At 71.2% G+C, this 23,415-nt stretch carries 17 protein-coding genes; 9 read left to right on the forward strand and 8 right to left on the reverse strand.

Annotated features, from left to right (window positions below; all coding sequences use genetic code 11):
- The first annotated feature begins 50 nt into the window (after positions 1-50).
- The gene (locus ACFFQA_RS32575; protein ID WP_377860629.1) at positions 51-917 is read left to right on the forward strand and encodes a tetrahydrofolate dehydrogenase/cyclohydrolase catalytic domain-containing protein; all 867 of its coding nucleotides are present in this window, start codon (positions 51-53) and stop codon (positions 915-917) included.
- Here ACFFQA_RS32575 and ACFFQA_RS32580 read toward each other — a convergent pair.
- On the reverse strand, positions 899-1,993 hold the full coding sequence (locus tag ACFFQA_RS32580; protein ID WP_377860630.1) for a serine hydrolase domain-containing protein: 1,095 nt from the start codon (positions 1,991-1,993) through the stop codon (positions 899-901). The genes ACFFQA_RS32575 and ACFFQA_RS32580 overlap by 19 nt on opposite strands.
- A 48-nt stretch (positions 1,994-2,041) precedes the next feature.
- On the opposite strand from ACFFQA_RS32580, the gene ACFFQA_RS32585 reads away from it, so the two are divergent.
- A complete protein-coding gene (locus ACFFQA_RS32585; protein WP_377860632.1) occupies positions 2,042-2,506 on the forward strand; it encodes a MarR family winged helix-turn-helix transcriptional regulator in 465 nt (154 codons plus the stop codon).
- Positions 2,507-2,864: 358 nt separating this feature from the next.
- Here the strand turns inward: ACFFQA_RS32585 and ACFFQA_RS32590 are convergent, their stop codons facing one another.
- Entirely contained in the window at positions 2,865-3,788 is a 924-nt protein-coding gene (locus ACFFQA_RS32590; RefSeq protein ID WP_377860634.1) for a CHAD domain-containing protein, read from the reverse strand.
- 280 nt (positions 3,789-4,068) lie between these two features.
- Here ACFFQA_RS32590 and ACFFQA_RS32595 point away from each other — a divergent pair, with 280 nt between their 5' ends.
- Positions 4,069-4,437, forward strand: coding sequence for a hypothetical protein (locus ACFFQA_RS32595; protein WP_377860636.1), 369 nt, complete (start codon positions 4,069-4,071; stop codon positions 4,435-4,437).
- A 90-nt stretch (positions 4,438-4,527) separates the two neighbouring features.
- Entirely contained in the window at positions 4,528-5,208 is a 681-nt protein-coding gene (locus ACFFQA_RS32600; protein ID WP_377860638.1) for an HNH endonuclease family protein, read from the forward strand.
- Between the two features lie 95 nt (positions 5,209-5,303).
- Here the strand turns inward: ACFFQA_RS32600 and ACFFQA_RS32605 are convergent, their stop codons facing one another.
- Both ACFFQA_RS32605 and ACFFQA_RS32610 read right to left on the reverse strand, forming a co-directional pair.
- A complete protein-coding gene (locus ACFFQA_RS32605) occupies positions 5,304-6,323 on the reverse strand; it encodes an ArsR/SmtB family transcription factor (RefSeq protein ID WP_377860640.1) in 1,020 nt (339 codons plus the stop codon).
- A 216-nt stretch (positions 6,324-6,539) separates the two neighbouring features.
- Positions 6,540-10,352 carry a type 1 periplasmic-binding domain-containing protein gene (locus ACFFQA_RS32610; protein ID WP_377860642.1) on the reverse strand — a complete coding sequence of 1,271 codons (3,813 nt, stop codon included), beginning with the start codon at positions 10,350-10,352 and terminating at the stop codon, positions 6,540-6,542.
- A gap of 141 nt (positions 10,353-10,493) precedes the next feature.
- Between ACFFQA_RS32610 and ACFFQA_RS32615 the strand changes: the two genes are divergently transcribed.
- From ACFFQA_RS32615 to ACFFQA_RS32630, 4 genes are all read left to right on the forward strand, one after another.
- The gene (locus ACFFQA_RS32615; protein WP_377860644.1) at positions 10,494-11,708 is read left to right on the forward strand and encodes an NAD(P)/FAD-dependent oxidoreductase; all 1,215 of its coding nucleotides are present in this window, start codon (positions 10,494-10,496) and stop codon (positions 11,706-11,708) included.
- A gap of 148 nt (positions 11,709-11,856) precedes the next feature.
- Entirely contained in the window at positions 11,857-12,552 is a 696-nt protein-coding gene (locus tag ACFFQA_RS32620; protein ID WP_377860646.1) for a CHAP domain-containing protein, read from the forward strand.
- Positions 12,553-12,707: 155 nt separating this feature from the next.
- On the forward strand, positions 12,708-15,728 hold the full coding sequence (locus ACFFQA_RS32625; RefSeq protein WP_377860648.1) for an AfsR/SARP family transcriptional regulator: 3,021 nt from the start codon (positions 12,708-12,710) through the stop codon (positions 15,726-15,728).
- An 807-nt stretch (positions 15,729-16,535) separates the two neighbouring features.
- Entirely contained in the window at positions 16,536-18,122 is a 1,587-nt protein-coding gene (locus ACFFQA_RS32630; RefSeq protein ID WP_377860650.1) for a S8 family peptidase, read from the forward strand.
- A gap of 130 nt (positions 18,123-18,252) precedes the next feature.
- On the opposite strand, the gene ACFFQA_RS32635 is transcribed toward ACFFQA_RS32630, so the two are convergent.
- The 4 genes from ACFFQA_RS32635 to ACFFQA_RS32650 form a co-directional block, all read right to left on the reverse strand.
- On the reverse strand, positions 18,253-19,641 hold the full coding sequence (locus ACFFQA_RS32635) for a Gfo/Idh/MocA family protein (RefSeq protein ID WP_377860652.1): 1,389 nt from the start codon (positions 19,639-19,641) through the stop codon (positions 18,253-18,255).
- 111 nt (positions 19,642-19,752) lie between these two features.
- Positions 19,753-20,664, reverse strand: a complete 912-nt coding sequence (locus ACFFQA_RS32640) for a 1-phosphofructokinase family hexose kinase (RefSeq protein WP_377860654.1) — start codon at positions 20,662-20,664, stop codon at positions 19,753-19,755.
- Complete coding sequence (locus ACFFQA_RS32645; RefSeq protein ID WP_377860656.1) at positions 20,661-21,500, reverse strand: class II fructose-bisphosphate aldolase; 840 nt, start codon at positions 21,498-21,500, stop codon at positions 20,661-20,663. The genes ACFFQA_RS32640 and ACFFQA_RS32645 overlap by 4 nt, the downstream gene beginning before the upstream one ends.
- Before the next feature lies 1 nt (position 21,501).
- Positions 21,502-22,404: an SIS domain-containing protein gene (locus tag ACFFQA_RS32650; RefSeq protein ID WP_377860657.1), complete on the reverse strand. Its 903-nt coding sequence runs from the start codon at positions 22,402-22,404 to the stop codon at positions 21,502-21,504.
- Between the two features lie 114 nt (positions 22,405-22,518).
- On the opposite strand from ACFFQA_RS32650, the gene ACFFQA_RS32655 reads away from it, so the two are divergent.
- Positions 22,519-23,304 (forward strand): DeoR/GlpR family DNA-binding transcription regulator, encoded by a 786-nt coding sequence (locus tag ACFFQA_RS32655; protein ID WP_377860659.1) that lies wholly within the window; start codon positions 22,519-22,521, stop codon positions 23,302-23,304.
- The last annotated feature ends 111 nt before the right edge of the window (positions 23,305-23,415 follow it).

Genomic DNA, 23,415 nt, shown 5'->3' on the forward strand with positions numbered 1-23,415 from the left:
ATCCATGACCGTGCATGTACTTTCGGGCACGGTCGGGGAGAGGGTGCACCATGCGGGTGATCGACGGCGCTCCGGTGGCCGAGGCGCTTTACGCCGAGGTCGCCGACGCGGCTGCCGCGCTGCCCGTCCGGCCGCTGCTGGCGGTGCTCGTCCCCCAGGAGGACCCGGCCGGGGTGCTCTACGGCGAGCAGCTGAGCTGGGACGGCGATGAGCTCGGCATCGACGTCCGCACGTACCCGCTTCCCATCGACACCCCCGCCGCCGACCTCGCGGCCCGGCTCACCGAGCTCTCCGCCGACCCCGGGGTGCACGGGCTGAGCCTCGCCGAGGGGTTCCTCGGCGCGGAGGGGCTCGGTGAGCGCATCGACCCGGCCAAGGACGTCGAGTGCGCCAACCCGGTGTCGCTGGGCAGGCTCTCCCAGGGGGTGCCCGCTTTCTCCCCCGCGGTCCCGGTCGCGGTCATGAAACTGTTGCGCCACGCGGAGATCCCGCTCGCGGGAACGCGGGCCGTCGTGGTGGCCGGGGCGGCGACGGCGGGACTGCCGATGGCGATCCACCTCCGGGCCGCCGACGCCACGGTGACGCTCGCGCACCGCAGGACCCCGGACCTCGCGGCGGTCACGGCAGGGGCCGACGTGCTGGTCTCCGCGGTCGGCGAGGGCGGCCTGATCACCGCCAAGCACGTCAGACCGGGGGCGACCGTGGTGAGCGTCGGCCTCGACCGCACCGGCGAGACCCCGGACGGCGGCACGGAGTTCGGCGGCCTGATCTCCGGCGCCGCCGGTGACGCCGAGGCGAAGGAGATGGACGGGACCGCTGGCACCTTCATCGGTGCGCTCACCGTCGGAGCACTGGTGCCCACGGTCGTCCTGCGCCACGTGGTCACGGCCGCTGCGGCTCAGCTCAGGCAGGAGTAGACGGCGCCGACCAGCCGGTCCCAGCGCGGGTCGCTGCCGGAGACCGAGGTCCGCAGCCTGTTCGGCGTGTACCCGAACGCCAGCCCCGCGTCGACGTCGCCGAAGGCGAGCGCCCCACCGGCGCCGGGGTGCCCGAACGCGCTCGCCCCCGGCGAGAACGGCCGCATCGGACTGGGCAGCATGTAGCCGCTGGCGAACCGCGAATGCCCGAACAGCACCTCGTCCGCCCCGTCGCTGACGGGCTCGATGGCCTGGCGCACGAAGGATGTGCCCAGCGTGCCCGCGTACAGCTCCGCGAGCGCCCGCGCGGTCCCGTGCCCGTTCGCCGCGGGAACCTCGGCGTCGAGCCAGCTCGTGCCGGTCAAGTCGGCGGAGGTGAGGTCGGGGGGATTGGCGAAAGCCTTGTGGGTCATGGAGTCCCGGTCGGCCAGCGCGGCCAGCGCCGGTGACGGCTCGGTGGGCTGTGCGCCCAGCACCACGCCGCTGAGCCGGTGCCGCTCGGACTCCGGGAGTCCGATGTGGACGTCCACGCCGAGCTCGCGGACCACCAGCTCCCGCACGGACTTCCCGCTCACCCGGCGCAGCACCTCGCCGACCAGGAACCCGTAGGTCACCGCGTGGTAGCCGTGACGGCTACCGGGTTCCCACCACGGCGGCTCCTCGGCGAGCGCGGTGGTGAGCGCACTCCAGTCGTAGAGCGAGCCCGGCGGCTGCTCCTCGCGCAGCGCGGGCATCCCGGCGCGGTGGCCGAGCAGGTCGCGAACGGTGGTGCCGCCCTTGCCGTGCGCGGCGTACTCCGGCCAGTACCCGGCGACCTTCGCGTCCAGGTCGAGCTCGCCGCGCGCGGCCAGCCGGTGCGCGACGGTCGCCACGACGCCCTTGGTCACGGAGAAGAGGTTGACCACAGTGTCGGCTCCCCACGGCGTCCCTTCCGCGGTCCGTCCGCCCCACAGGTCCACGACCACTCGCCCGTCGACCCGCACGCTCACCGCGGCGCCCAGCTCGTCGCCGGCGAATCCCGCCGCGAACGCCTCCCGCACCGGCTCGAAGGCCGGGTCGCACTGTCCGTCGATCATTGCTCAACCATAGTTGCGCAACTGAGGTTGCGTAAATACCCTTGTCCCGTGAACCCGGAGAACGACCTGGTCCTGCTGCTCACGGCGCTGTCGGCGGGGGTGGACCGGCAGGTGCGCGCCGCGCTCGCGGACCGGGGCTTCCCCGACGTCCGGGACAGCCACGGCTTCGTCTTCCAGCACCTGCTGCTCGGCCCGGCGCGGGTCAGCGACCTGGCGGTGAAGCTCGGCATGAGCCCGCAGGGCGCCTCGAAGCTGACGGCGGAGATGGAGCGGGCGGGCTACGTCCGCCGCGTGACCGACCAGGCGGACCAGCGCAACCGCCTCGTGGAGCTGGCCGACCGCGGCCGCGAGCTGATCGAGGCGGGCAGGCGCGCGCGAGCGGAGGTCAACGCGGACCTCCGGGCGGCACTGGGGGAGTCGGCCGGACCGTTCGAAGCGGCGCTGCGCGCGCTGGCCGAGCGCTCCGGCGGCCTCACCGAACTCCTCTCCCGCCGCCTCCGCCCCCGCACCTGACGGTTGCGCCGGATTCCCCGTTCGGCGGAGCCCCGCAAGCGGCGACATCACCTCACCGGTCGCCCCTTCGCCCGGAGCCCGCCCCGCGCGCCCCGCCCCCCGTTTTCCGCGTTTTGTAGGCTTAATGCGAGATGAAAGCGCTCTCTTTCGCATTAAGCCTACAAAACGCGAGAACCCCGACCACGCCAGCCCACGTCTGCGCGCACGCCGCAGTGCGGAGCCGGGGGAGGTTCGGGCGCCGGCGGGTGAAGGCGTGGTGGTGCGGTGAAGGGCTGGCCGGGCGGCCGGAGCCGTGTGGGGTGAGCGACGCGGGTCGGGCGTCGGTGCTCGTCCCGCTACGGCAACCGGCCGCCGGGTGTCACGGGGTCAGCCACTGGCGGTGCTTGCCCCGGGTGCGCTCGCGCCATTCGCCGGGGAGGCGGTGTTCGATGTCGTGCGCCCGGTGTTCCTCCCTGGCGTAGAACAGGCCGTAGGTGAACGAACTCTCGCCGTGCTCCTCTGCCTCGTTGGACAGCGCGAGCAGGAGCTGGCGGCAGACCACGCTGTCCTGGTGGATGCCCAGGAAGCGCTGGAGCTCGCGCATCTGCTTGCCGAAGCGGGCCGCCGGGCGGCCGCAGACCGGGGCCGTGGCCATGGCCGCGTCCCAGGCGCACTTCGCCGCCTTGCGGACGTCGTGCAGGGCCTCGTCGCGGTCCGGGCCCGGGTGCCGGAACTCGGCGAGCGCCGCCATCGTGGACTCCAGGCGGCGGTACGCGCGGGCCACCGCGCCCGGCAGCGCCCGGTCCGCGGGGAGGTCCGCCTCGGGCGAGTAGGTGTCGAAGATGCGTTCCAGTGCCTTGGTCAGCTCGCGGTGCCGTTCACTGTCCAGCGTGGACACCACGCGCTCGTGCAGCGCGGCGCGCCTGGTCGCGAAGAACGCGTCCGCCCGCGCCGCGACCGGGCCGTGCAGCAGGTCGGGCGGGGTGATCCCGATCTGGCCGCTGACCCTCGCCTGCACCATCTCCAGGTCGCGGGCGTCGCCGAGCATCGTGTTGAACCAGCACAGCTCCGCGACCACCAGCCGCGCGTGGTCGGGGTCGAGGAAGCGCGGGAACGCCTCCAGCCCGCTGCGCAGCCTGCGGATGCCCACCCGCAGTCTGCGCAGCGCGTCCGCCTCGCGGCGGCGCACCCTGTCGTCCTGGAACAGCACGACGTCGACCTGGTCTCGCAGATAGGCGCCGACCACGTCCCTCACCCGCAGATCTGGCACGGTCGGGGTCGCGGACGCCTTGCTCGTGGTCATGTACCGGTACTACCAGCACCTCGTTCAGCGCTCCGAGCCGCGTCCGCCTTGCACGGCCGCTAGGCCGTATGCCACGCCTCGCCGGGTGAGCGCACTCACTCGAAAGGGTGATCTTTGCCAGGGGCGCACAATCGTGCCTGGCAGGGGGCTCGTCGCTCTCTGTCAACCTATCGATGCTCTGGCGCAGTCCGCTTTGGCCTGTCAAGATCCACTTGGTCGGACTGGACTGCTCTTGCGGGTCCGCTCCGCGCGCACAACCGCTCGTCGATGAGGAACCACGTTGAGCCCACACGCAGCCGCACTGCTGGACGACATCGCCTTCCCCGTGCCCCAGCCGCTCCCGGCCCGGCGCGCGCAGCGGCGACGGTCCGTCCCGGTGCGCTCCGACCGTGCGCGGCTCTCGCTGGTCCCCGAACCCGTCACCCCGCACGCGCCCCGCCGCCCGGCGCTGCGCAGGGCGGTCCGCGCCCTCCGGTCGCTGCTGCACCGCAGGCCCGCCTCCGGCGGCACGCCGATGCTGGTGGCCATCGGGGCGGGGCTCGCCGTCACCACCGCGACCCTCGGCGTGCTGCCGACCGCGGGCCTGGTCGCGCTGGCCGTCGTCGGCAACGGGGTCTGCGAGCTGCTGGACCACGCGAACCGGACTTGATTCCGGCTCACCACGGAGGGTCGCCGACCGCGCACGCCGATGATGCGACATGATCTGCGCGCTCGTTGATGTCGTGTGAGAGGAACTGGCGTGAGCCGAGGGCGCTGGATTCTGGCCGCAGTGCTTGCCGTGATCGCCGTGGTCTCCGGGGCCGCCGCGCTGTTCATGGACGACCCCAAGCCCACCGGTGGCTCACCGGGGACCAGCACCAGTACCGGGGCCGCGTCCACCGATGGCTCCGCCGCGCGCAGCCGCGCCGACCTGGAGCGGCTCACCGTTGCGGCCTGGCACCCGATGAAGGGGTACTCCAGGGAGAAGTTCAAGCACTGGATCAGCCAGGGCGACAAGTGCGACACCCGGGAGACGGTGCTCAAGCGGGACGGCAGGAGCGTCGTCACCGACAACAGCTGCAAGGCGACCGCAGGCAAGTGGCTCAGCCGCTACGAGGGCAAGGAGTTCGCCGTCGCCGGCGACATGGACATCGACCACACGGTGCCGCTGGCCAACGCGTGGAAGACCGGCGCGGACACCTGGACCGACCAGCGCCGTCAGGAGTTCGCCAACGACTTGGTGAACCCGCAGCTGCTCGCGGTGTCCGCGGCGACCAACCGCTCCAAGGGCGACCAGGACCCGTCGCAGTGGAAGCCGCCAGCCCGGGAGGCGTGGTGCGGCTACGCCAAGGACTGGATCACGGTGAAGACGGTCTATGGACTCAACGTGACCGACACGGAGAAGTCCGCGCTTCGCGACATGCTTGCCACCTGCAAGTAGGGCACCAAGCAGAACACAAGGAGACGGGGCGCCCGACCGGGCGCCCCGTCTCCTTTTTCCTAGCCCGTTAGCGCGCTCTAACGCTGTTACGAAAACTAGTCCGCCGCGATTGCCAGCGCGGGCGGCGCGGTGGGCGCCGGCGTCCTGCGCGACACCGACGGCGTCGTGGTGGTGCTCAGCAGCTGCTGCGCGAGCGCCGTGGGCGCGTGCCACATCGACCGGCCCTGGCGCGCGGTCGCGATCAGCCCGCAGTGCCGCAGCACTGTGAGGTGCTCGGAGACCCGGCTCAGGCTGACGCCGACGCGCTGCGCGATCTGGGTGGTCGAGCCGCCCTGGCCGAGGCCGCGCAGGATCGCCGCCCTGGTCTGGCCGACCAGTGAGCGCAGCGGGTCCTCCGACCACGGCACGTCCGGCGAGAACCGCGCCTTGGTGGGGTAGGCCAGGATCGGCTGCCCGCTGAGGTCGCGCATCAGCTGCGGTCCCTCCGGCAGGAACGCCGAGGGGGCCAGCACGAGCCCGCGGCCCGCGAGGTCCACTTCGGACCGTTGCGCCGCAGCGAGCTCCAGGACCGGTGCGCGCCAGCGGATCGACGGGTGCAGGCCGCTGAGCAGCCGCTCCGTTCCGTTGGCGATCAGGACCGTTGACCGGTCGGCCAGATCCGCCTCCAGGTGCGCGCGCAGCTTCGCCCAGTCCGGCTGCAGGCAGGTCTCGTGGTAGCGGCGCAGCACCGTGAGCAGGATGCGGGTGCCGCTGCGGCCGCCGGAGTGCCACATCCAGCTGGGCGCGCTGACCGAGCGCGGGTCGATGGTCCGCAGGTGGCGGTGCAGCGGCTGCTCGCAGTGCGTCGCCAGGTCCTGCAGCTCGCGGTCGAAGGACGTGCGCTCGCCGAGCGCGGTGACCAGGGCGGTGCTCAGTGGCTGGTCCTGCGGGACCAGGTCGAGCAGGGTCAGCGAGTCCGACCTGGTCAGCTCCGCCAGCCTGCGCCGCCAGCGGCCGAACTCCGCGCCGCCGCCGGCCTGGGCCAGCACCCGGACGCTGAGCAAGGTCTCGACCAGTGGAGACACCAGAAAGCGGATCCGCGGCAGATCGTCGGGTCCGAAGCGTATGCGTAGCACGAGCCCTCCGCGGCGTGGTGGGTTTCTCCGGTGTCCCGGCGCCACGCGACGGTGGGGGACACCGTCAATAAATACCTAGAAAACTGCCCAGTGGGAAATACTCCATCAAATCGCCGAATTCGATATCAGCCAGGTGACGCATCGCTATCGTCCCGCTTAGTGGGAATCCGGTCACGCACGGTGAGAGCCGTGCTGGTGGTGGAGGACCTTAGCGGGTCAGCGGCCATGGCTGGTGAGGTAGGACGAAACAAGATGGCCGTCCTGTTTCACAACCTCCTGAACCACGACCAGCTTGTCCCTCGGGTTGGCCCCACCACGGCCCAAGGCCCGGTCCGGCGCGCCGAAGTCGACTTTCCCGGTCACCCCGGAATAGACCAGCGTGCCGGTGGTCTCGCGCAGTGCCTGGTAGACCTGATGCCGGTTGGGCACCCCGTGCTCATCGGTCCGCGCGCGCTCGGTGGCGGCCAGCAGCAGGTGTACCGCATCGTAGGACAGCATCACATGACCATTCGGTCCTGATCGAAACGCCGGGCCGTTGTGGGCGCGCTGTTCCTTCTCCACGGCCGCGTGGTCGGCGAAGAACCGTTCCACCTCGGGGTCGAGCTTGCCGTTGCCGCGCTGTTCCCAGCCTTCCTTCGTGGGGCCGAAGGTGGTGAAGAACAGCCGTTCGTCGGCGTAGTTCTCCCGGCCGGCGAGGTCGCGGAACCCGGCGGTCTCCAGCTGGGACAGGTCGTCACCGCCGAGGACGATCGCCTCCTCCCGGCAGGAGCTGCGGCTGAGCTCGTCGAGCAGGGTGGGCATCTCGTTGGCCCGTCCGGAGTAGACGATCATCGGGCCGGGCAGGTCCGGCGGGTTCTCCTCGCAGATCTCCTGGACCCTGGTGTGCAGGGTGCTCGCGGTCCCCGCCTTGCCCGCCTCGTAGGGCTTCTCGATCCCCGGCCGCAGCTCCGGTTCCGGCTTGAGCTGTTCCTTCTCCAGCTCGCGCTGGTAGTCCTCCTTGAGCTCCCTGCTGTAGCGGTCGGTGGGGTTGTAGACCAGGAACGGCTGGCGGCCGCGGAAGGGCCGCGCGGTCACCGCCCACTGGATCGCCACCTGCGCCTGGCGGGAGTTGGTCGGGGCGACGCGGAAGAAGTAGGGCTTGCCGCTGAAGGTGTTGCCCGACGGCGCCGAGCCCATCATCGGGATGCCGGCCCAGGTGTCGGTCGCGGTGCCGAGCAGCTCGGCGGCGCGCACGGTGGCGTCGCGGGTCTGGCCCATGCCGCTGACCGCGATCACGGTGGGATCGGACTCGGCGAGCCTGCGGATCTGCGCGGCGGTGTACTCGGCGTGCTCGGAGTCGCCGCCGAAGTTGGCTGGCAGCAGGCGGATGAGGAACCCGCGCTGGAGGGTGGAGGTGCCGAACCGGTTCCAGTCGCGCTGGGCGAGGTAGGCCCCGCGCAGCTCGTTGACGCCGGCGGACAGGTCGCGCTTGGGGCGTTCGGTGGAGCTGAGCATCGTGGCCACCACGATGGTCACGTACGGCCGCCCGTTCGTCCCGCCCGCCTGCTTGAGCACCTGGTCGTTCTGGACCTGGATCAGCCTGGTCAGCTCGGCGACCTCGCGGTCGTCGTCGCCCGCGGTGCTCTCGTCGGCGAGGAAGGTGCCCGAGCCGCTGGTGACCCCGACGCACTCACCGTCCACATTGGACAACACGCCGCTGTCGTCGAGCAGTGTGCCAGCCACGGTCCCGAACGCCAGCGGGCCCTCGCGGTCGCAGTGCACGAGCGCGTGCCTGACGTAGACCGCGCCGTAGAGCACAAGCAGCACAACGGTTGTCATCGCGAGCGACTTGCGGATCGCGTGTCTTGGCGGCCACACCCTGGGGTAGGGGTGTCTGCCGGTTCCGGCGCAGTACTCGGGCAGCTGTCGTAACGGTTTCGCGGCTTTGCCGTCCTGCGAGGCATGCACCAGGGCACGGTATCGGGCGAGCTGCCGGGCCACCGAGGGGTCGTCGTCGGCGTTGAGCGAGCGGTATCCGTCGAGCACGTCGTGGAAGAGCTCTCCGCCGCGCACGGCGGTCCCGGTGCGCGAGCGCAACCGCCAGGTGGCCCGGACCAGTTCCTCCACTCGGCGGACCCTGGGGCCCTTGAACCAGCCGAGTCCCGCTCGCAGCGGAGGGGTGTCCACGTCGTCGCGGTACGGAGCCTCGGCGATCGCCTCCAGCTCGGCGGCCCAGCGCCCGTGCCACTGCGCGATCCGCGGCGAGAGGTAGAGCGCGACCGCGCGGGTGTCGCCGAGCGCGAGGCTGTGGTAGAGCCGGTCGGCGTGCTTGCCGAGCCGCCCGTAGTAGTCGCGAAGGACTCGGTGCACCTGGTCGTGGGTGAAGTCGACGTTGCCGTTGGTGCGCAACAGTTCCTCGGCCAGCAGGTCGCGCAGCAGCGGGTGGAACTCCAGGTGCCCGCAGTCCGGGCTGAGCGTGACGAAGCTGTAGGTGGACAGGCTGGTCCAGATCTCGTCGGCGTCGCGGTCGGGGACCAGCAGCCGGATGGTCTGCACGTCCAGCCTGCGCGGCGCGGCCAGCCGGGCCAGCAGCTGCCTGGTGAGCGTGCGTTGCGAGAGGTCGCTGTCCCGGAACCGTTGCAGGAACCGCAGCATCAGGTACTCGCCGACGGTCTCGGTGAGCTCGGCGTCGGACTGCGAGCGCGGCATGCGCTGCGCGAAGACCGACCGCACCGGAGGGACCACCCGGTCGCGGGCGTAGCGCCGGTCGACGACCTGGATCGCCAGCCGCACGGCCAGCGGGTGCCCGTGGGTGACCTCGTGCAGCTCGGCGACCAGGGAGGAGCGCTCCACCGTCCCAGCGCGCCGCTGGGTCCACTCGGAGAGGAACTGCCCGGTCTCCTCCTGGCTGAACGGGCGCAGCCGGACCGGGAGGTACGCGCTGCCGGTCCCCTTGAGCCGCTCGAAGCGGCGGCGCCAGCCCCAGTACAGCGCCCGCGCGGTGTCCACAGGGGACGGTTCGCCGCCGTACTCGCCCGCCAGCTCCGGCGGCAGCGGGACGTCCTCGACGTCCGGAGTGGACTGTTTGGTCGCGATCACCAGCAGCGGCAGGTCCGGATGGCGCAACCGCGCCTCGGCCAACAGCTCCACCACGTCCGCGGGCGGCGCGGGCGGGACGGGGCGGTTGGGCGGGAACAGGTTCAGCTCCACCGGGGAGAGCAGGTCCGCGCCGTCGAGCAGCAGCACGCAGTTGACCTTGCGGTGCCGCCGCCAGCGGTAGGCCGCCGCCAGGTCGGCGGTGAACGCGGCGACCAGGAACCGGTCCAGCGCCACCCGGTCCCGGCGCTCCTCGCTGTCCACCAGGTGCCACAGCTGGGAGATCACCGCGTCGACCTTGCAGCCGGGGCTCATGCCCAGCAGGTGCTGCCCGGCCTCCTTCTCGTACCACCGCAGCACCGCGGCCTGGCGGTGCCCGGCGAGCAGCCACCGCAGCCAGGAGGGCAGGACGGCGGCCAGCGTGACCAGCCAGCGCGTGACCGGCCCCAGCAGCTTGCCCAGCCACTGCGCGGGACTGGCCTCGGCGACCGTGCTGACCGCGTCCGCGACCTTGGGCAGCGCGCGGGCGTTGCCCGCGATGAGCTCGCGCGCGGCGCGCAGCGGGTCGGTGTCGGCGGGCGGACCGCCGGAGAGCACCGCCCGCGCCAGCTCGTAGCGGGCCAGCCGCAGCCGGCCGAACTGCGGGTGGGAGTACCGGCGCAGCTGGTTGAACACGACGTCGAGCACGTCGCGGCAGGACTTCGAGCCGGTCTCGTCCAGGTCCACCCGCGCCAGCGGGACGCTGGGCCTGCACCGCCGCTCGACGTGGTCGAGCAGCATCGTCTTCCCACTGCCGCCTGGGCCGAAGGCGACGACGACGGGCAGCGGGACCCGCGTCCTGCGGTCGATGAGCGACTCCACCAGCGCCGCGGTGGCGTCCCGGCCGACCAGACCGATCTCAGGCTCCAGCACGGTGCGCCGCCCCCATCTCTGGCCTCCCTGCCCCTGTGTCACCCCCGCCACCCTAGTAACCCGCCATTTACGCAAGGTAACCGCGGCGCGGCGGTCCAGGCGTGGCCCGGGCGTCACCCTGACAGGTGTCTCCGGCCCGAGATAGTTGATCGTTTGATTGTCCTGGCTGCATGGTGTTCACCCATGGGTGGCGATCGAATCTTCGTGGTGGTGGGGGCGGGGCTCGCGGGCGCGAAGGCCGCCGAGACCCTGCGTGCCGAGGGCTTCGATGGCAGGGTCGTGCTCCTCGGTGAGGAGGACCGGCGCCCCTACGACCGGCCGTCGCTGTCCAAGGGGTTCCTCCGGGGCGAGCGCGGTGCCGCCGCCCCGTGGGTGCACCCGGCGGAGTTCTACGCCGACAACGACATCGAGCTGCGCGTCGGCGAACGGGTCGCCGCGCTCGACCGGGAGAACCGGGACGTCGTGCTGGTCAGCGGCGAGCGCATCGCCTTCGACCGGCTGCTGCTGGCCACCGGCGCCACCGCGCGGCCGCTGGCGGTGCCGGGCGCGAACCGGCCGAGCGTGCACTACCTGCGCACCATGGCCGACGCCGAGGCGCTGCGCTCCGCCGTGGACGGTGCGGAGCGGGTCGCGGTGGTCGGCGGCGGCTGGATCGGTACCGAGGTCGCCGCCTCCGCGCGGCGGCTCGGCAGGAAGGTGGCACTGCTCGAACGCCGCGGCAGTCCACTTCAGACGGTGCTCGGCGTGCGGATGGGCGAGGTGTTCCGCGACCTGCACGCGGAGAACGGCGTCGAGCTGCACACGGGAGTGACCGTCACCGAGATCGTGGAGGCCGGCGTGCGCACCGATCGCGGCCTGGTCGAGGCCGACCTGGTGGTCGTCGGCATCGGGGTGCGGCCGAGGGTGGAGCTCGCCCGCGCGGCCGGACTGTCCATTGAGGATGGAATCGTGGTTGGCGAGCACCTGGAGACCTCATCGCCCGGCATCTACGCCGCCGGGGACGTCGCGACCGTCCGGCATCCGTTGCTGGGCAGGAAGGTCCGCGTCGAGCACTGGGCCAACGCCCACGGCCAGGGGCCGGTCGCCGCGCGGAACATGCTGGGGCACAACGTGGTCCACTCCGAGGTGCCGTTCTTCTTCTCCGACCAGTACGACCTGGGCATGGAGTTCCGCGGGGTGGCGCGGCCCAGCGACGAGCTGGTGGTGCGCGGGGACGTCGACGCGCGGGAGTTCATCGCCTTCTGGCTCTCCGGCGGGCGGGTCACCGCAGCGATGAACGTCAACGTGTGGGACTCCGGACAGCTGTTGGAGGCGCTGATCGCCCAGCGCGCCGAGGTCTCCGCCGACCTGCTGCGCTCGGCCGAGCTGCCGTCCTTGGTGCGCTCGCTGGCGCTGTGACGCGAAAAACCCTCTGACCTCGGGCCTTAACCGCGCCTTTGTCGGCTTTTAGGGCGGCGGGAGCACTGTGGGACGGCCACGGGAGACCGTGGCGGTGCCCCAGTGGCAAACCCTGCCGCCGCTGGGCATTCGATGAGGGGATGCAGCCATGGAGAACAAGGTTTTCCTGCGCGTCATTCGTGGTTTCGCCGCTGTGGGGCTGAGCGCGGCGGTCGCCGTCAGCTCCGTCTCCGCGCCGGCGGGAGCCGCGCCGTTCGATCCCGACACCGTCGCGCCCGCCGTCTTGGAGGTGCTCGACGAGCACGGCGCGCCGCTCGCGGGCGAGGAGCTGCGCGAGTTCCTGGCGGAGGAGGCCGAGCGCGCCGCCGCCACCCAGCCGGACGCCGCCGACGACTCCGCGGCGGAGGACGTGTCCGCCGCCGCGCTCAAGGACAAGATCGTCTCGATCGCGGAGAAGGAGAAGGGCACCGGCGAGAAGCCCAACGGCAGCAACTGCACCAAGTACTCCAAGCAGTGCGTCGCCTGGTGCGCGCTGTTCGCCACCTGGGTCTGGCGCAAGGCCGGGGTGGGCATTCCGCAGTACGCCTTCACCGGCGACGTCTACAAGTGGGGCAAGAAGAAGGGCAAGTCCTACGGCAAGGCCAACCTCAAGAAGGCCACCAAGGGCGACGTCCTGCTGTTCGGCACCGGACCGTCGAGCCCGAGCACCAGCACGCACATCGGAATCGTCAAATCGGTTTCAGGAAGCTCCGTCACCTTGATCGAGGGGAACTCGAACAACAAGGTCCGCCAGGTCAAGCGGACGCTGAGCGCCAAGACGTTCTACGGCGGCAGCCACCCCTGACCCCACCGGGGCGTGCCGGGCGGGGAGAGCCTCCTCGCCCGGCATTTCGGGCATCGGTATCAAGTTTTCTAGTGATGGCTGCGACAGTCGGATGCAGACATTCGGCGCCACACCCCCAACAATTGGCCATCATCCGTCCGGGACGGGGGGCCAAGGTGGACTTTCGCATTCTCGGCCCGGTCGAGGTCTGGGAAGCGGGCGCACGCCTGGACCCGCCACCGCCGAAGTCCCGCCAGATCCTGGCGATGCTGTTGCTCGACGCGGGCCGGATCACCCCGGCGGAGCGCCTGATCGACGCGGTCTGGGGGGACGAGCCGCCGCCGAACGTGCGCAAGGCGCTCCAGGTGCACATCTCGCACCTGCGCCAGCTGCTGCCGTCGGTGTCGCTGCGCTACAGCCCGCCGGGCTACCTGCTGGAGGTCCGCCCGGAACAGGTGGACCTGCACGTGTTCCGCTCACGAGTGGCCGCGGCGATGCAGGAGCCCGACCCGGCGCAGGCCGGGCAGCTGCTGCGCAAGGCGCTGGGCCTGTGGCGCGGCCGGGCGCTGGCCGACGTGGGCTCGGACTGGATGCGCGAGCGGTTCTTCCCGGGCTTGGAGGAAGAACGCCTCGCCGCGATCGAGGCACGCGTCGACGCCGATCTCACCCTCGGCAGGCACGCCGAGCTGGCGACCGAGCTGCCCGCGCTCGTCGCCGACAACCCGTTGCGAGAACGGCTGCGCGGCCAGCTGATGACGGCGCTCTACCGTTGCAGCCGCCGCGCGGAGGCACTGCGCGTGTTCCAGGAGGCGCGGCGCGCGGTCACCGAGGAGCTGGGCATCGAGCCGGGGCCGGATCTGCAACGGCTGCACCTGGACATCCTCGAAGGCCGCCCGGGGGCCGGCGGCTACCGGGACTACGGCGGCGAGGCGCACCACGGGAACGACCGCTCCACCCGCAACTACCTCCCCCGCGACGTGCACGACTTCACCGGCCGCGAGCGCGAGCTGCGCAGGCTCACCGAGTCCACACAGGACGGTTCGGGGGCGCTGCGGGTGTGGTGGCTGGACGGTCCGACCGGGGTGGGCAAGACCGCGCTGGCGATCCGCGCGGCGCACCGGCTCTCCGAGCGCTATCCCGACGGCCAGCTCTTCGTCGAGCTGCACGGCCAGTCCGCCGACCACAGCCCGGCCGCGCCGGAGGTCGTGCTCGACACGCTGCTGCGGGCGCTGCGGGTGCCGAGCGAGCGCATCCCGGAGGGACTGCGGGAACGCGCGGCGCTGTGGCGGGCCGAGCTCGCAGGACGGCGGGTGCTCGTGGTGCTCGACGACGCCGCGGGGGAGACCCAGGTGCGGCCGCTGCTGCCCGGCGGTGCGGGCTGCCTGGTCATCGTCACGAGTGGACAGCGGCTGACCGGACTCGAAGGCGCGACAAGGGTGTCCCTGGACGTGCTGCCGCCGGAGGACGCGCGCACCCTGTTCGCCCGCATCCTCGGCGACGGCCGCGCGCACGCCGAGCCGGACGCGGTGACCGAGGTCGTCGAGCTGTGCGGCTACCTGCCGCTGGCGATCCGGATCACCGGCGCGAAGCTCGCCGCGCGCTCGCACTGGCCGGTGTCCCGGTTGCTGCGCAGGCTGCGCGACGAACGGCAGCGGCTGGACGAGCTCTCCGTCGGGGACCTTGCCGTGCGCACCGGCCTTGCCGTGACCTACCTCGGGCTGGACGAGCGCAGCCGCGCCGCGTACCGGTTGCTCGGCGCGCTTGGCTACTCCAACCTGCCCGGCTGGCTGGTCTCACCGCTGCTCGACGTCGGCGAGGACGACGCAGAGGACATCTTCGAGCGGCTGGTGGACGCGCAGCTGGTCGAGGTGATCAGCGAACCGGCCGAGCCGCTGCGCTACCGCGTGCACGACCTGGTGCGCATCCACGCCCGCGAGCGCGCGGAGCTGGAGGACGACGAGCACGTTCGCAGGAACGGCGTTCGCCGCGCCGTCGCCGCCTTGCTGTCCACAGTGGACTCGATGGTGGAGAACCTGCCGCCCGCCGTGCCCCGGCTGTGCCAGACCGACCTGAACTCGGTGCCCTCCAAGCGCAGCCGCACCGCGGACACCGACATCTGGTTCGAACAGGAGGAGGCGGCGCTGATCACGGCGGTCGAACGCGCGGCCGAGCTCGACCTCGCCGAGCTGGCAGCGGGTCTCGCCGAGGCGCTGGTGTTCTCCTGGTTCGCGGTGCGCAACCGCTACGACGGCTGGGAGCGGACCCACCGCGCCGCCCTCGCCGCGCTGCGCCGCGCCGGACTGCGCCACGGTGAGGCCGCCCTCGAATGCAGTCTCGGGCAGATGTACTACAAGCGCGACAACTTCGAGACCGCGCGCGAGCACTTCCGCACGGCGCTCTCCCTGTTCGCCGAGGTCGGCGACAGCAGAGGGGAAGCGGTGGCGCTCAACGGGATCGGCATGGTCAGCCGCGAGTTCGCCGACCACTCGGAGGCCCTGCCCGCGCTGAACCGGGCGCGCAGGCTGCTCGCCGACCACGGCGACGAGGAGGGCGTGGCGCACGCCCTGTACGGCATCGGCTACTCCTACCGCGAGCTCGGCGAGGACACCGCGGCGCTGCGCACGCTCGAACAGGCCGCGCAGATGTACCGCTTCGTCGGCAACGACCGAGGAGAAGCGTTGGCGTTGCGGGGAATCGGCCTGGTGCACCGCGCGTCCGGTGACTGGGCGAGCGCCGAGGAGTACTGCTCGCGGTCCCATGAGATCGTGCTCGCCGTCGACGACGCGCTGCTGGTCTGCTACACCGCGCAGGCGTTGGCGAAGGTGCGGATCCGGCAGGGCAGGCCGGAGGAGGCCGAGCCGATGCTGCTGGACTGCCTGAGCGGGTGCCGCGACCTGCACGACAACTTCGGCGTGGCACTGGTGCGGCGGACGCTGGGTGAGTGCTACATCGAGATGGCGGAGCCGGGGCGTGCGCTGTCGTACCTGGAACAGGCGCTGGCGGGCTGGGAGGACATCAGGCTGCCGGTGTGGCGGGCGCGGACGCTGCGGGACCTCGGTGCGGCGCATGCGGTTTCGGGCGACCACGAGCGGGCGCGGCGGGCGTGGGATGCCGCGGCGACGGTGTTCTGCCGCCTCGGTACCCGGGAGGCCGCCGAGGTGGACGACTGGCCCGTTCGCTGGGCATACCCCCGGTGACGGGCGTCAGGCTCCACTGAGCCCGCCGGGGCCGGGCTCCGCCCCCACGTTCGGGAGAGTTGAGCCGGTCGGGTGTGCGGCTGTCGGGAACGTTTCGGTCTGCGCGAATAGCGTGCCGAGTGGGGTGCCGCGTTCCGGCCTCGGCACGGATCTCGTTCGGGCCTCGCCGGGGTCTCAAGCCGGTTTCGGCGCGAATCGCGCCTCGGTGGCGTTACGACAAACGGGCGGATTCCGGTCGGGGCGTGCCACCGAGATGCGGGTGAGTTCCGTCTGGAGGACAGTGTGGAACGGGCTATGACCGGTTTCGCGCGTGCTGTGGGCTGTTCGTGTCATGATCTAGTTGGCGGCCCGGTGCGAGGTCGCGGTATCGGCCCAGGTGGCAACGTCTGCATTCAGGACCTTGTCGGCATCAGGGCCCTCAGCAGGGGCTTTGGTCGCAGAGCGCTTCGGTCTAACCGGCCCTTCCTTCGTTGTGGGCGGCATGGTCCAGTCTGGGGCGCTTGTTGGCCTATCGACCCCGGTGTGCACCTGCGATAAAGTCGCCGAGTTCTCTGTGTACATATTTCCCGGCGAATTTCGGGAAACTTTTACTTATAGCGCAGTCAAGCTGTTGAAATCCATGTCTGTACGGGCTTGGTGAACCGCGCATAACATCAATCTTACGTTCGCGCGGACGTTGTGATCAGTACTCCGTTTCCTAGGCCCTGCCGGCAGAAACCCCTGTCGGTGGGTAGGACGTGCGCTTTTCCTTGCTCGGCGGCCCGAATGGGGGTCGCCGGACGTGCATGGAGGAGAGAGGACCGCGAAATGACTCGCAAGCACAGGACCGGGTCGCGGCTCGCCGCGGCTTCGGTGCTCGGCGCCACCTTGGCGATGAGCCTGGTGGCATTGGGATCCACCGCGACCGCCGCACCGGCTGAGGGCGCCGTGCGCAACGCCGGTGGCGTCGACGCCGTGGCCAACAGCTACATCGTGGTGCTCAAGGACAAGGTGCGGACGGCGGCCGCCGTCAACTCCGAGGCCGGGGCGCTCGCGCAGCAGTACGAGGGCAAGGTGGGTCTGGTCTACTCGACCGCGATCCAGGGCTTCTCCGTGGAGATGACCGAGGCGCAGGCCAAGAAGCTGGCCGCGAACCCCGACGTGGACTACGTCGAGCAGAACAAGACCGTGCGCATCTCCGGCACGCAGGCCAACCCCCCGTCCTGGGGGCTCGACCGCATCGACCAGCGTGACCTGCCGCTCGACAAGTCCTACACCTACCCGTCCGCCGCGGGCGTGACGGCCTACATCATCGACACCGGTGTGCGGCAGACGCACCAGGACTTCGGTGGCCGCGCCCGCTCCGGCCGCGACTTCATCGACAACGACGACAACACCGACGACTGCCAGGGTCACGGCACCCACGTCGCGGGCACCGTCGCCGGGTCGAGCTACGGCGTCGCCAAGGACGCCAAGGTCGTCGGCGTCCGCGTGCTCAACTGCCAGGGCAGCGGCACCTGGGCCCAGGTCATCGCCGGTGTCGACTGGGTAGCGGCGAACGCGGTCAAGCCGGCCGTCGCGAACATGAGCCTCGGCGGCGGCGCGAACGACGCGCTGGACACCGCGGTGAAGAACGCCATCGCCAAGGGCATCCCGTTCGCCCTCGCCGCCGGCAACGGAGACATCTTCGGCCGTCCGCAGGACGCGTGCACGACCTCGCCCGCCCGCACCCCGGAGGCGATCACGGTCGGCGCGACGCAGAACACCGACGCGTCGGCGACGTTCTCCAACTTCGGTACCTGCCTGGACATCTGGGCGCCCGGCGTGGGCATCACCTCGGCGTGGAAGGACAGCGACTCCGCGACCAACACCATCAGCGGCACCTCGATGGCGTCCCCGCACGTCGCCGGTGCCGCGGCCCTGGTGCTCGGGGCGAACCCGACCTTCACCCCGGCCCAGGTCCGCGACAAGCTGGTCGCCGACGCCACCAACGGCAAGGTCACCAACCCGGGCGCCGGCTCCCCGAACAAGCTGCTGTTCGTCGGTGGCGGCGGCACCACCCCTCCGCCCACCTGCGACGCGGCGGCCAGCACCGCCCCGGTCGCCATCGGTGACCTCAAGACCGTGGAGAGCCCCGTGGTCGTCGCCCGCTGCGACGGCAACACCACCACGGTCAAGGCCGAGGTGAAGATCACCCACACCTACCGCGGCGACCTGGTGATCGACGTCATCGCGCCGGACAACACGGCCTACCGGGTCAAGAACTCCGCTGCGTACGACAGCGCCGACAACGTCAACGAGACCTACACGGTCAACGTCGGCAACAAGGCCAAGAACGGCACCTGGAAGCTGCGGGTGCAGGACGTGGCCCGCGGCGACTCGGGCACCATCGACTCCTGGACGCTCCGCTTCTGAGCTGATCCCAGCACACAGCAAGGGGGTGGCACCGGCTCCGCCGGGTGCCACCCCCTTCGCCATTCGCGGGCTTATGGACCTCCTCGGGAGCGCTGAGAGGTCCATAAGCCCGCGAATGGCCGGGTTGGGGTCAGGGTTTGGGGGAGTCGAGGCCGGGGCGGGACTCGCGCCAGCGGCCTCGGGTGAAGTCCGGGAAGGGGATCGGCATGCCGTTGCGCTTGAGTGACTCGGCGCTCAGCGCCACGGGAGCGCTCCAGGCGGCTGAGTCGTAGACGTCGATGTCCGGAACCAGGCCGAGGCGGATCGTCTGGACCGTGCGGTAGAGCATCAGGTAGTCCATGCCACCGTGCCCGCCGGGGCCGGGGCCGATGTCCTTCCACAGCCAGTGGTCGTAGGACTTGTAGTCGTCGAACTTGCCCCACGTGTGCCCGCTGGACCTCGGCTCCAGGTACACCCGGGGCGGGTAGTCCTCGAAGACGCCCTTGGTGCCCGCGAGCTGGTTGAGTCGGCTGTACGGGTACGGGTTGGACACGTCGTGCTGGAGCCGGATCAGGCGGCCCTTCTCCGTCTGGATCAGGCTCATCGTGGTGTCGCCCTTGACGTAGCGCTCCTTCCACGACGAATCACCCGGCTCCTCGTGGTCCTTGCGGTAGTCCGCGAGGCCGAGCGCGGGCGTTGCCATCGAGGTGATCCGCACCATCCGGTCGCCCCGGTTGATGCCCATGTAGGCCGCGACCGGGCCGAGGCCGTGCGTGGGGTAGTGGTCGGCGTTGAGCTTGGTGTGCCAGGCGCGCCGCCACTCCTTGGCGTAGTAGGTGTCGGAGAACAGCAGCTCGCGCAGGTCGTGGATGTAGGCGCCCGCGCCGTGCAGCAGCTCGCCGAACAGCCCCGCGTTGGCCATCCGCAGCACGCGCAGTTCGTTCTGGCCGTAGCAGCAGTTCTCCAGCTGGATGCAGTGCCGACGCGTGCGCTCTGAGGTGTCGACCAGCTCCCACAGCTCGCTGACCGTTGTGGCGAAAGGACATTCGACGCCCACGTGCTTGCCGCTGCGCATCGCGGAGATCGACATCGGCACGTGCCACTCCCACGGGGTGGCGATGTAGACGAAGTCGATGTCCTCGCGCCGGAACATGTTCTCGTAGTCGCGCTCGGTCCTGCCGTAGCGCGCGGGTTCGGGCTGACCGGCGGCGCGCACCACCTTGACGGCGTTCTCCACGGTCTCCTGGCGGGTGTCGCAGACCGCGGTGATCTTCACGCCGGGCACCGCGAGGAACAGCGGGAGCATGCCGCCGCCCCGGTTGCCCAGCCCGACGATGCCGATCCGCACCGTCTGCCTCGGCTCGAACGGAACGCCGATCATGCTGCGCCCCTGGGGTTTCGGCCAGGAGCGCTCGTCCTCGCCGATCCCGGCGGGCAGCTGCTCGCGCGCTCCGGCCTGCCCGCCGCCGAAGGCCGCGAGGCCGAGCCCGACCGCCGTCCCGCCGAGCATCGACCGCCTGGACACCCCGTGCTGTTCCATCGCAACTCCTGAGTGAAGATGAGCGGAATGAGCAAGTTTCAAGCAGGTTTGCACATCAATGTGCGAGATCACCAGGGTTCGTTCGGCGGAATCGAAAAAGTTTTCGGCTTCCTAGAGCGCTTTCCGGGCTCCGGGCAGGGTTGCGCGAAGCTGCGCGTAGGTGTCCGCGTCGACACCGCCCGCCACCGGGTGCACCACGGCCGCAGCCGACAGGGCCACCGCCTCCCGGAGCAGTGCCGGCCAGTCGGCTCCGGCCAGCAACCCCGCCGCGAGCCCGGCCACGCACGCATCGCCCGCGCCCGTGGGGTTTCCGGCCAGCCGCGCCGGCGGAGCGAGCCGCCACGACGCGCCTTCCGTCGCTGCCAGCAGCCCTTCCGGGCCCAGCGAAGCGACCACCGCCTGGGCGCCGTCCCGCAGGAGCGAGCTGATCCCCGGCGCCAGCTCACTGTGGCCGGTCGTCTCGGCCAGTTCGCGGGCATTGGGCTTGATCACGTTGGGACGCATGGCAACCGCGTGCCGCAGCGCTGGACCGGACGCGTCCACGATCGTCTTGCCGTCCACAAGGGACACCAAATGGGCATAACCGTCCTCTGGGACGCCCGGCGGCATGCTGCCGGACAGCACGACCACGCTCGCCCGGCTCGCGAGGGATCGGAAGCGCTCGACGAACGCGGTCCACTCCGCCGCGCTGACCTCCGGCCCCGGCTCGTTGAACAGCGTTGCCTCGCCGTCGTTCGCGCTCACGACGGCGACCGTCCTGCGCGACTCGCCGTCGATCGGGACGAACTCGTGCGGGATACCGGACGAGGTGAGCTCGTCGAGCAACGAGCGCCCCGTGTCCCCACCGGCGAGACCCGTTGCCAGGACCGGAGAACCCAGTGTGCGCAGCACCCTGGCGACGTTGATCCCCTTGCCGCCCGCCCGTTGGGTCACTCCCCGGACGCGGTGGGACTCACCGGTGACCACCCGCTCGACGGTGTAGGTGACGTCCAGTGCCGCGTTGAGCGTGACCGTGAGGATCACGGTGCCGCGCCGAGCACGCCGAGCAGTTTCGCGGCCTCGGCGGCGACCGCCTCCCGCCCGGCAGCGAAGTACTTCCGCGTGTCCACTGTGGATGGGTTGGCGGTGAGGAACTCCCGGACCGCGCCGGTGAACGCCTTGTTCAGGTGGGTGGCGATGTTCACCTTCGTCATGCCGTGCTCGACCGCCGTGGTGAGGTCCGCCTCCGGGACACCGGAGGAACCGTGCAGCACCAACGGAACCGGCACCGACGCGCGCAACCGCGAGATCAGCTCGAAGTCCAGCGACGCGTCCCTGGTCAGCATCGCGTGCGAGCTGCCGACGGCCACCGCGAGCGCGTCGACCGCTGTCTCCTCGACGAACTCGCGCGCCTGGCCGGGATCGGTGCGCGCGCCGGGGGCGTGCACGCCGTCCTTGCCGCCGACCTCGCCGAGCTCGGCCTCCACGAACACGCCATGCCGGTGGCAGAAGGCCGCGACCTCCCGTGTCCTGGCGACGTTGTCCGCGTAGTCCAGTGCGGACGCGTCGAACATGACGCTGGAGAAGCCGAGCGCGACCGCCTCGCGGACGAGCGCGACCTCCTCGGCGTGGTCGAGGTGCACCGCGACCGGAACACGCGCCTGCCGCGCCAGCGCGAGGGTCGCCTCGCCGATCGGTTCGAGCGCGCCGTGGTAGCGCACGCAGTTCTGGCTGATCTGGAGGATCACCGGGGCGCCCGCCCGCTCCGCGCCGGTGACCAGTGCCTCGGCGTGTTCGAGCTGGATGACGTTGAACGCGCCGACACCTCGGCCGGAGCGGGCTGCGGGTTCGACGATGGGGCCGGTCGGCGAGAGCGGCACGTCAGCTCGCCGCCTTGTCGTCCAGGATCACCGAGCGGGTCAGGTGGCGCGGGTTGTCCGGGTCGAGCCCCCTGGCCCGCGCGATCGCCACGGCCAGCCGCTGGATCTTGACCAGTTCGGCCATCGGGTCGCCGTCGGCGGCCAGGAACAGCCCGCCAGTCGCTGCGACGTCGTCGGCCAGCCCTGTGGGCGGCTCACCGAGCATCCACGCCACGCGCCGGGGGCCGGTGATGCTGATCGGGCCGTGCCGGTACTCCATCGCCGGGTACGCCTCGGTCCACGCGCACGCCGCCTCGCGCATCTTCAGGCCCGCCTCCTGGGCGAGCCCGCAGGTCCAGCCGCGGCCGAGGAAGGTGAACTGCTCGGCCTCCAGCAGCTCCGGGGCCAGCGGGAAGGCCAGCGCGCGCTCGGCGTCGGCGATCGCGCCGTCCAGGGACTCGCCGATGCTGGCGCGCAGCAGGGCGAGCGCGGTCGTGGCGAACCGGGTCTGCACCACCGAGCGCTCGTCGGCGAAGTCGAGCACCACCACGTCGTCGGCGAGGTCCATCACCGGCGTCGCAGGGTCGGCGGTCAGCGCGAGCGTCGGCACCGTGCCGCGCAGTTCGCGCAGCAGGGCGAGCACCTCCGTCGTGGTGCCGGACCTGGTGATGGCCACGACGCGGTCGTAGGTGCGCCCGGTGGGGAACTCCGAGGCGGCGAACGCGTCGGTGGGGCCGTGCCCTGCCGCCTCGCGCAGGGACGCGTACGCCTGGGCGATGAACCACGAGGTGCCGCAGCCGACGGCCGCGACGTGCCCGCCGCTGGCGGGAAGCTCACCGGTGAGACCGCCGGCAAGTCCGGCGGCGCGGCGCCAGCACTCCGGCTGGCTGGCGATCTCGGTGACGACGAAGGGCGGCTCAGTCACGTGCGGCCTCCGAGCAAGGTCTGCGCATTACTGCGCGAAAATGGCGGAAATCAAGCACCATAGTGCACGACCGGTGCGTCACCGTCGAGAGCGGAATGCGCGATCATGTCCACTGTGAACCGGTATGAGCGGCTGAACGCCCTGCTCGAACTGCTCGCCGAGCGCGGGCGTATCGAGGTCGACGACGTCGCGGAGGAGCTGTCGGCCTCCGCCGCCACCATCCGCCGCGACCTGGACCACCTGGCCGGTCAGCAGCTGCTGACCAGGACCAGGGGCGGCGCGGTCGCGCACGCGGTGTCCTACGACCTGCCACTGCGCTACAAGTCGGTGCGCCACGCCGACGAGAAGCAGCGCATCGGCGCCCGTGCGGCGGCGCTGGCGACCAGGGGATCGGTGGTCGGGCTCAACGGCGGTACCACCGCAACCGAGGTGGCCCGCGCGCTCGCGACCCGCCCGGACCTGCACGAGGCCGGTTCGGACACGGCGCTGACGGTGGTCACCAACGCGCTCAACATCGCCAACGAGCTGGCGGTCCGGCCGCAGGTCAAGCTGGTGGTGACCGGCGGGGTCGCCCGCCCGCAGTCCTACGAGCTGATCGGCCCGCTCGGCACGAAGATCCTCGACGAGCTCACGGTGGACGTGACCTTCCTCGGCGTGGACGGCATCGACCCGGTGCTCGGCGCCGCCGCGCACCACGAGGGCGAGGCGAGCATCAACCGCCTGCTCGCCGCGCGTGCGCGCAAGGTCGTGGTGGTCGCGGACTCCTCGAAGATCGGCGCTCGGGCCTTCGCCAGGATCTGCGGCGTCGAGGAGATGAACGTGCTGGTCACCGACGTGGGAGCGGCGGTGGAGGACGTCCGGCGCTTCGAAGAGCGCGGCATCGAGGTGATCCGGGTCTGAGCCCGCTCCCGGGTGTTCAGGGGTGCTCGAAGCGAGACTCGCGGGTGTTGACTACTGCGCGTTCCGCCGCAAATATGAGCGAAATTGCGCAACCTTTCGCGCAGCTGACCC

It is taken from the genome of Allokutzneria oryzae (genome assembly GCF_042429765.1).
In the GTDB taxonomy this organism is placed as follows: Bacteria; Actinomycetota; Actinomycetes; order Mycobacteriales; family Pseudonocardiaceae; genus Allokutzneria; species Allokutzneria oryzae.

Bases quoted from the DNA above. Each gene is read 5' to 3' on its own strand.
- ACFFQA_RS32575 (WP_377860629.1), top strand. From the start codon at position 51: ATGCGGGTGATCGACGGCGCTCCGGTGGCCGAGGCGCTTTACGCCGAG.
- ACFFQA_RS32580 (WP_377860630.1), bottom strand. From the start codon at position 1,993: ATGATCGACGGACAGTGCGACCCGGCCTTCGAGCCGGTGCGGGAGGCG.
- ACFFQA_RS32590 (WP_377860634.1), bottom strand. From the start codon at position 3,788: ATGACCACGAGCAAGGCGTCCGCGACCCCGACCGTGCCAGATCTGCGG.
- ACFFQA_RS32615 (WP_377860644.1), top strand. From the start codon at position 10,494: ATGGGTGGCGATCGAATCTTCGTGGTGGTGGGGGCGGGGCTCGCGGGC.
- ACFFQA_RS32620 (WP_377860646.1), top strand. From the start codon at position 11,857: ATGGAGAACAAGGTTTTCCTGCGCGTCATTCGTGGTTTCGCCGCTGTG.
- ACFFQA_RS32630 (WP_377860650.1), top strand. From the start codon at position 16,536: ATGACTCGCAAGCACAGGACCGGGTCGCGGCTCGCCGCGGCTTCGGTG.
- ACFFQA_RS32635 (WP_377860652.1), bottom strand. From the start codon at position 19,641: ATGGAACAGCACGGGGTGTCCAGGCGGTCGATGCTCGGCGGGACGGCG.